9 protein-coding genes and 2 pseudogenes are annotated in these 7,543 nt (G+C 66.3%); 4 read left to right on the top strand and 7 right to left on the bottom strand.

Annotated elements, in window-relative coordinates:
* A pseudogene (locus ACWGJ5_RS46140) lies at nucleotides 1-203 on the bottom strand (hypothetical protein); the annotation flags it as partial.
* A gap of 1,064 nt (nucleotides 204-1,267) precedes the next feature.
* Between ACWGJ5_RS46140 and ACWGJ5_RS46135 the strand changes: the two are divergent.
* Entirely contained in the window at nucleotides 1,268-1,609 is a 342-nt protein-coding gene (locus ACWGJ5_RS46135; protein ID WP_453315576.1) for a PadR family transcriptional regulator, read from the top strand.
* A 7-nt stretch (nucleotides 1,610-1,616) separates the two neighbouring features.
* Nucleotides 1,617-1,811, top strand: a pseudogene (locus ACWGJ5_RS46130) (hypothetical protein); the annotation flags it as partial.
* A gap of 476 nt (nucleotides 1,812-2,287) precedes the next feature.
* On the opposite strand, the gene ACWGJ5_RS46125 reads toward ACWGJ5_RS46130, so the two are convergent.
* Nucleotides 2,288-2,815: a hypothetical protein gene (locus tag ACWGJ5_RS46125; RefSeq protein ID WP_453315575.1), complete on the bottom strand. Its 528-nt coding sequence runs from the start codon at nucleotides 2,813-2,815 to the stop codon at nucleotides 2,288-2,290.
* 355 nt (nucleotides 2,816-3,170) lie between these two features.
* Between ACWGJ5_RS46125 and ACWGJ5_RS46120 the strand changes: the two genes are divergently transcribed.
* Nucleotides 3,171-3,371 (top strand): hypothetical protein, encoded by a 201-nt coding sequence (locus tag ACWGJ5_RS46120; protein ID WP_453315574.1) that lies wholly within the window; start codon nucleotides 3,171-3,173, stop codon nucleotides 3,369-3,371.
* 54 nt (nucleotides 3,372-3,425) lie between these two features.
* On the opposite strand, the gene ACWGJ5_RS46115 is transcribed toward ACWGJ5_RS46120, so the two are convergent.
* The 5 genes from ACWGJ5_RS46115 to ACWGJ5_RS46095 all read right to left on the bottom strand — a co-directional run bounded on the left by ACWGJ5_RS46115 (nucleotide 3,426) and on the right by ACWGJ5_RS46095 (nucleotide 6,829).
* Nucleotides 3,426-3,557 carry a hypothetical protein gene (locus tag ACWGJ5_RS46115; RefSeq protein WP_453315573.1) on the bottom strand — a complete coding sequence of 44 codons (132 nt, stop codon included), beginning with the start codon at nucleotides 3,555-3,557 and terminating at the stop codon, nucleotides 3,426-3,428.
* A 1,372-nt stretch (nucleotides 3,558-4,929) separates the two neighbouring features.
* Entirely contained in the window at nucleotides 4,930-5,592 is a 663-nt protein-coding gene (locus ACWGJ5_RS46110) for a peptidylprolyl isomerase (protein WP_453315572.1), read from the bottom strand.
* Nucleotides 5,593-5,689: 97 nt separating this feature from the next.
* Nucleotides 5,690-6,352 (bottom strand): hypothetical protein, encoded by a 663-nt coding sequence (locus tag ACWGJ5_RS46105; RefSeq protein WP_453315571.1) that lies wholly within the window; start codon nucleotides 6,350-6,352, stop codon nucleotides 5,690-5,692.
* On the bottom strand, nucleotides 6,349-6,474 hold the full coding sequence (locus tag ACWGJ5_RS46100) for an HD domain-containing protein (RefSeq protein WP_453315577.1): 126 nt from the start codon (nucleotides 6,472-6,474) through the stop codon (nucleotides 6,349-6,351). Before ACWGJ5_RS46100 ends, ACWGJ5_RS46105 begins: the two co-directional genes overlap by 4 nt.
* Nucleotides 6,475-6,640: 166 nt before the next feature.
* A complete protein-coding gene (locus ACWGJ5_RS46095) occupies nucleotides 6,641-6,829 on the bottom strand; it encodes a hypothetical protein (RefSeq protein WP_453315570.1) in 189 nt (62 codons plus the stop codon).
* Between the two features lie 198 nt (nucleotides 6,830-7,027).
* Here ACWGJ5_RS46095 and ACWGJ5_RS46090 point away from each other — a divergent pair, with 198 nt between their 5' ends.
* Nucleotides 7,028-7,516, top strand: a complete 489-nt coding sequence (locus ACWGJ5_RS46090; RefSeq protein WP_453315569.1) for a hypothetical protein — start codon at nucleotides 7,028-7,030, stop codon at nucleotides 7,514-7,516.
* Nucleotides 7,517-7,543: the final 27 nt, after the last annotated feature.

Raw genomic sequence — 7,543 nt, 5'->3', positions numbered from 1 at the left:
TGCGGGAAACACCCACTCGTCAAATGCGTACCGTTCACGGACAGTCCATCAGCCATCAGCAAAGCATCGAACGTACCCCGCTCAGCCAGCACCGCGATCTCACCGTAGTAGTCCAGCGAGGTAGCCCCCTCGGCACGACTGCCCGGACGGCGCCACGCACCCTGATGATGTCCGACCCCGCCGATCAGGGAAAAAAGATGCATCAACTCTCCCGAAGATCAATGTGATGAAACCCAATCTACGACAACGCCACAGCACATCACGGAGCACCACCACAACCAGTCCCACCACCAGCAACACACACCACACCACGAAGCACCACCACAACCAAAGCCACCACCAGCAGCCCTCCCCGCACACCGGGGCACAAATCCACCACACAGTCCACAACCACACAGACACACCAACCCCTCACCCCAACAAACCCACCACCCACAAACCCACCACCCACAAACCCACCACCCACAGACCCACCCCCCACCACCCACACGAAACCGCCAACACCCCCTCCACACACGCACCCACCCCAGCACCCCCCACTGGACCAACACGCACAACAAGGAAAAACACTGCGAAGCAATCCGGTATCCAGCCGCCACGAACCTCATCGCGGCCCGGCGCAGGAGACCGCAGCCCACACGGGGACTCCTGTTGAGACAATCACAACCCAGCACAACCCACTCCACGCGCACACCGACACCGACTTCACGGACCTCCATGTGAACGCAACCGCGCAGCACACCCACTGCCATCCGTCCGGCCTATTCAGGCAAGACCATGCACCGCATCTCACGCTCATGTGGTCAGCAGGCGTTCCCCGACAGACACGTCCAAACGCCACCGACGCATCCCAAGTCCAAGCCCGCCGGCCATGCCCGGCCCCCCAACCCAAGCAAGCGACTCGATCAGCACCACCGCATACCAACGATCAACACAAATGCACCGCACGCAGTGCAGATGACACGACCTGATCACCACGGCCCGCTACCTGACAAACCTGCAGATCACAACCCCAGCCCAGGACCATCGCTCACACCCGCCACCGCTACCGAGGAGGCACCAGCACCACCCGACCACAGCCACACACCAAACTGATCAACCCAGGCCAGAACACCCGCTCCTGATCACAAACACTGCTCCTGGACAACAGCTGTCCGCGATCGGGATGCGGTGGGCGTAGGCGGCGACAGTTCGGGGCGTGGCATCTGCCTGAGGCAGATGCCACGTTCTGCTGTTGTGCAGGTGGCTCCCATACTAGAGTTCTGGCATGGCAAAGACGCCGCGCATGACGCTCCAGACTCAACTGGTGCTGCGGACCCTGCTGGAGAGCCCTGTCGAGGCCCGTTACGGTCTAGAGCTCTCCCAAGCAGCAGGCCTTCCCACCGGCACCATCCATCCCATCCTCGCCCGTTTGGAGAACGCAGGCTGGCTTGAGTCCTTCTGGGAAGACCAGGGCGAGATCGAGAAGACCGATCCGCCCCGGCCCCGCCGCCGCTACTACCGCTTCGCCCCAAGTGGTGCCGAGTCCGCCCGCGTCGCTCTCGCTGCCGCCTACCAGGGCGGCGCTACCTCTGCACGCCTCCGCCCTGCTGATGGCCTGGGGAGTTGAGGCTGAGATGCACGGCGCCGGCAACGAGGCCAGCAGAGCAGTCCTCCCCTGGTTAGTGATCCGCCAGGACGACAACGGCAATCAGTACCGGGTCGGCAGGTACGCCACCCGGGACGAAGCTCAGAAGGTCAGCGACAGCCTCGACACCCGCGGCCATCGGCAGCTCTACTGGGTGGAGCGCCTGTCGGGCCGAGGTAACACAGGTGCCAGCGCCGACAGCCCTGACTCTGGGCGGGAGATCGTGCGGGGCCACGCTTCGGGCGTCCACCGGTCGCTCGGGCAGATACCGCCCCCGGCTGAGGAATGTACCGAAAGTGCCAGAGAAGAGCCCACGCACGGCGCAGAGGACCAGACTGGTCGGCGCCTGCAACGGGCAAGGCTTCTGTTCGAAGCTCTCGCTCACATCCTGCCCGCGGACGCCCGCGACCGCTGGTGCGAAGAGTGGATGGCCGAGTGGGCCGACCTCGGTGAACGGCCTCTGCGTACCCGGGTGGCCTGGCTACTGCGAGTCACACTGCGCAGCGGACCGTCCTGCGCCTGGACCCTTCGCTTCGCGGCACGACGGCAGCGTGTCCAATGAGGGCTCTGATAGCAGGAGCCGCCACAGACACCCGGTCACTTCCCCTTCAGGGCAAAGCGGCTGATCACATGCAGTTGTCGAGCCGTACATGCACGCGCCTAGAAGGGCGGTTCGTCGGAGTAGCCGCCATTGGCTGGGGTAGCCGGGGCCGGCGTAGGCGTGGTGGCCCATGGATCATTCTGCGGGGGTTGCGTACGAGTACCGCCCCACCCCGAGTTGGATCGCGCGGGTGGGACGGGGGCCGGGGCGTTCTCCGGTTCGACGCCGTCGATGTCGTCGTTCAACAACTGGCGCAGGCGCTCCCTGCAGGTGGTCGGATCGTCGTCGTTCCAGTTGTCCGATTCCGGCCAGCGTCTGCGGTCAGGGTCCTGCCCACCGATCTCGCACAGGGCGCGCAAGACCGCGTCGACTCTCGCCCACGTGCTGATCGTCTGCCCCTTGAGGAGCCGGCGGATGGTTTCCCGGCTTACAGGGAGCGGATCCTGCATAGAGCTGGTCGTCGCTGCGATGCGGGCGGGTGTAGGACGCCCTGCTTCCTTGAAGTGGAAGTACAGCTCGGCTACAAACTCGCGCCTGGTCCCATCAGGCAGGTCGGCTTTGCTGGGCATCCGCAGCAACTGAGGCATCCGCCAACTCTGGCACGCTTCAACTCAGTTCGACACGTGATTCCTCATGAATACTCGGCATGACACCTCAGGTAAGCCCGGGATTGCACATGTTGATGTCACAAAGACCTGCAAGGACCTGAGTAGAACCGCGTTGGCGTCTCGTTGACACAGATGGACTTCTTTCAACAATCCACTGTTTCCGCTGGTCAGAGCGGGTTTCGAGGTGCTTTCGTTGGTTCTCGTTCACCCCGCGAGACGCCGAAGATCTCAATGGGTGGACAACGGCACGGCTGTCGCCGGAAACGGCGACGGCCCCCTGGTGGGCAGGGAGCCGTCTGCAGAAGACCGAACATCCCCGACGAAGGAGAAGCTCATGTCCAAGCCCGAGCGTACGGGCAACAGCCCAGACCCGGAACCCCTCGCAAGGCCCTATGGCGGGTCATCGAGGACCCGGTGGGCCAAGTACGCCCGGCGGCTCCGCAACGAGGCTGGCCTGCATCTGATCCGAGGGGCCGCAACCGCGGTCGGCGGCGCCATCGTCGCGTACGGCAGCCTGTGGATCCAGTCGCGCTGACAGCCGACAGAGGGACCGGGCAGGGTGATCCTGTCCAGCTTCGCTGTCGTCGGGTCAGCCGAAATCGAGCGCCTCCCGTACGAAGTCCGCCGGGTCCGGGCGGCGCGGGGACGGTGGTGCCCCATCCTGGCGCGCGGCCTGCCAGCGCTCGGTCAGCTCGTCCTTCCACCCCTTGGGCGGGGCCACGGGACGCCCCAGGCGGCGAGCTGGTCGCGCTTCCAACCGCCGGCGGGCGTGCGGGCGGCCTCGATCTCTTCGGGCGAGGGCAGGTCGGGCATGTCTAGCAGCCTCCCATGAGAAACAAGCCGAGGCGGGGTGGGACAGGCTCTTCGCCAGCTTCGCTCTTATCGAGCGCCTTCCGGGCCGGCCAGGTACTGCTGAACACGGCGGCGGGCCGTCTGCACTGGGTTTCCGCCGTCTTCGCCGTTCCAGCATCCGCGCTGTATGGTCCAGGCTCCCCCGCAGCGGCAACCCGCCGTCGGGCAGCATCGGAACCGCCGCCCGCGGGCGCGGTACCGGGACGTCACGTGGGGCCCGCCTCTGCGGTGTTCGGTGCTTCCTGCCCCGCTGTTGCTTTGACATGAGCAGAGCCTAAAGATCCCAACCGTCGCCGCGACAGACCGCGTTGACCATCCCCACCCGCGTACGGCACGTTCCCCTCGGCTGACAGCAAGGCCGAAAAACTACACAACACCCCTGCGAGGCGTACCGGTATCAGCCATGAGGCGGCTCACCCCAGGATGCCGTGGTCGGCCAGAGCCGCCAGCAACTCCTTCGTCTGCAATACCGGAGCCCCGCGCGGCGGCGGAACGACCGGGACCGTGAGCCTTGTCGTCGACGACTCTGACGCACGCCGGGGCGACGACGACAGCGCCGAGTCCGGTATCGGTGGTCCCCAAGTACATGGATCCGGTCCTTCCGGAGGGCCGGTGCGGACGGTGCCCGCCCGGGGGTTAGCGAGCGCGGCAGGCGGCAGCGAGGAAACGGCGGATCCTCTCCACGACGACGGCGGTGTCCGCCCCGAGGGTCGCGGCGGCCAGAGGTGTCGTACAGGACGACCGGCTCGGGAACGTCGACGGCCTCGGAGTGGTAGACCGCGCACCATGCGTGATGCTCGGCCGGGGCATAGTCGATCTCGTTCTCCGTAACGCCCGTGCCCGAGATCCGCACGTACCCAGATCCACACCGCTCCACCCGCGACGCCGCCACCCCGCCGAGAGTTGATGGACACGCTGGCGAGGACGGATTGCAGCAGTGGGCCGGCCGTGTCCTCTTCTACGTCGTCGGTGCGGCATTGCACGTACGCGGGTGCTACAGCGGCGTCGGATGCGTCGAATTTCATTGCCCAGCGAGTGAATCTCTGACCGCTGGTTTCCAGAATGACGAATTCTTCGGTGACCGGGCCGGGGATCACTCCGGCGATGAACAGGTCGCGCATGTCGACGCCCCAGCGCAGGCCGATGACGGTGAACAGGTGGTTGGGACACACGTCCTCGACGCCGACCATGACCGGGACGGACGAAGCTTCCGACGAGGACAGGCCCGGGGCAGGACCGTACTACCTGCTCTTGATTTGTACGCGCTTGATGTTCACTGGCAGCGTCGGAAAGCCGTCTCCCGGCCCGTTCTGGTCGTCCTCGCCGCCCACCGCGATCTTCTGGAGCACGTCGAGGCCCGCGGTGACTTTGCCGAACGGCGTGTAGGCGGGCGAGAGTTTGGTGTCCTTCCAGACGAAGAAGAACTGGCTTCCGTTGGTGTTGGGCCCAGCGTTGGCCATCGCCACCGTCCCGGCAGGATAGGTCGCCCCGGTCAAGTTCTCGTCAGGGAAGGAGTAGCCGGGTCCGCCGCTCCCGGTGCCAGTCGGGTCGCCGCACTGGAGCACGTAGATGCGCACGGTGGTGAGCCGGTGGCAGTGTGAGCGGTCGAAGTAGTCGCGCCGGGCGAGGAACTTGAAGGAGTACGTGGTGCAGGGAGCCTTGTCGGTCAGTGCCCGGAAGGTGATCGCGCCCTGGCCAGTGCGCAGCGTCGCGCTGTACGGCTTGGCGGCCTTCACTGGGTCGAAGACCGGTATCCCCTTGAAGTTGTCTGCGGGAACGACCGGCGTGTAGGTGCAGGCGGCCGACGGCGCGGCAGAGGGCGGATTGCCGGCTGCGGCCTGCGTCGCGGTGCCGAGGAGGAGCAGGGCGGAGGCGGCGAGCAGCGCACTTGGCTTACGGAGCACGAGACGGTTCCCTTCGGGTCAGCACCGTATGGGTATGTCATGCCCGCCTCATCCTGCCCGCTCCGTCGTCCGGGTGAAACCCCTGCTCCGGGCACCGTCAACTTGGGCGGGCGGCGCCACTGCAAGCCAAGCGCGTGGAACAACTCGCGGCGCAGGTCACGGGTGGAGGGCCGGGCCCGGAACGGTCGGCGGGTTCAGCCCTGCAGCGTGCCTCCGGCCGGGTGGACGGTCTTGGGATGCCTGGTGCCGTGCCGGCGGTCGGCGAGCGCGGCCAGCACTCGGAGGGTTCGGGCTGCTGGTGCTCGCTGAGGTAGCGGATGCCTTCGCCCTCCGACGGGGTGCCAGTGTCCTTGCCCCTCGGGTGCCGCCTGCTGAGCGTGGTACGCCAGCCGTAGCGCTCGTCCCACACGAGGGCGGGCGCGCCGGATCCGCTCAGCGCCACGGCCGCGGCGAGCACGTCGCCGTCCAGGATCTGCACCCGGACGTCCTGCGCCTCGGCCAGGCCTGCGCCGACCAGGACGTCGGCGACGCGCTGCAGGTACGACTGGACCTGCCGGGCGCGCAGTTCCGTGGCGGCGCTGGCAAGGGCTGTGCGCTGCACCGCGGTCGGGTAGCCGAGCCGGGTAGCGGCCTCCTCGGGGGTCACGTCCGGTTCGGCCTGCACCAGGTCGGCGATCCGCTCCCCGCGCAGCCGGGGCAGGGCCCGTGCGGCCGCGGCGTAGGACAGGCCGACGCGCTCCTGGACCGTTGCGAGGGTCACCGCCGGGTCCTCTTCCCGATGTCATGCAGCCCGGCACACAACGCCACCACCCCGCGGGCCTGCTCCAGCGACGATTCCAGACCGCCGGCAATGGCTCGCCGCTGATTCTCCGACAGATACACATCCCACAGATGCACGGCCGTCACCGGCGCTGATGACCCGGTCGGACCGCTTCCCGGTTCCTGGCCAGTTTCTGCGGAGTCTCAGAGCGTCTCCGGTCAGTCCCCGGCAGATCGGGCCATCCGACCAGGCCGCCGATTTCGCCGGCCGCCTACCACTGATGGCGCGTCAGTCAATGAGCATGTGGAAGTACCAGGTGGCGCCGCCGAATGCGCCGCCCGCGACGAGGACTGCGGCAGGAAGTCCTTTGTGGTCGAGGACCGTGAGGATGCCAGTGCCCAGGGCCACGAGGGCGGCGAGCAGGAAGATGGTGGCGGTCCTCAGGCTCAGGAGTGAGCCCCGTTCGGGAGCGTTCATGGATCCCCGTCTCGGTGGAGGGTGTTGGTTGTCATGAGTGCTTTTGACAGGCTGTAGCCGACTGAGGCGCCACCCTCCCCCTGTGACGTGCATCACGCCGCTTGATGTGGGCTGGGGAGGGGGAGTCCCGCATGCAGCCGCCTACAACGAACACATGAAGGTTCGGTTGCGATGCGCAGGCTTTGCGGGAGGAGTCGCATGGTGGATGAGCGCTTGCCAGGCGACGAGGCAGAGCCAGGCGACCATAGTGAGCTCACCACGCCGGTTCTCCGGCGGCTCGGCTTTGAGGTCGATGACATCGAGGCCTGTTTGGTGCCGCAGCCGCGAAGCGCGTCACTTCCAGATCATCACGAACAGTTGGTCGCGGATGCCCGCCTTGTGCAGGCTTTGCGCGAGAGAGACTTCGCCGGTCCGCATTATGAGAGGTTCGCAGACGAGCTCGGGCGGTATGGGTGGCCGGTCATGATGTCCTGGAATTTCAGTGGAGAGATCTTCCATCAATGCCGACTGATCGGCCGCCCGGTCAACGCGAAACTGATCGTTCCCTCATGGGACCGGCAGGACTGCATCGATGTCGCCAACGAGACCGTCGCGGCAGGACTGGCGCTCTTCCGCAGTAAGGCCCTAGTAGTGCTTGGTCAGGTTCATTCGCCGGTGGCGTGTCTGTTTGATCGGGTGTGTCGTTGACCGGGTGTGCTGGGTGGGGAGTTGGCC

This window comes from Streptomyces sp. NPDC054783 (assembly GCF_053611725.1).
Note: the sequence above shows the minus strand (reverse complement) of the source record. Positions and strands in the feature narration are given on the sequence as shown.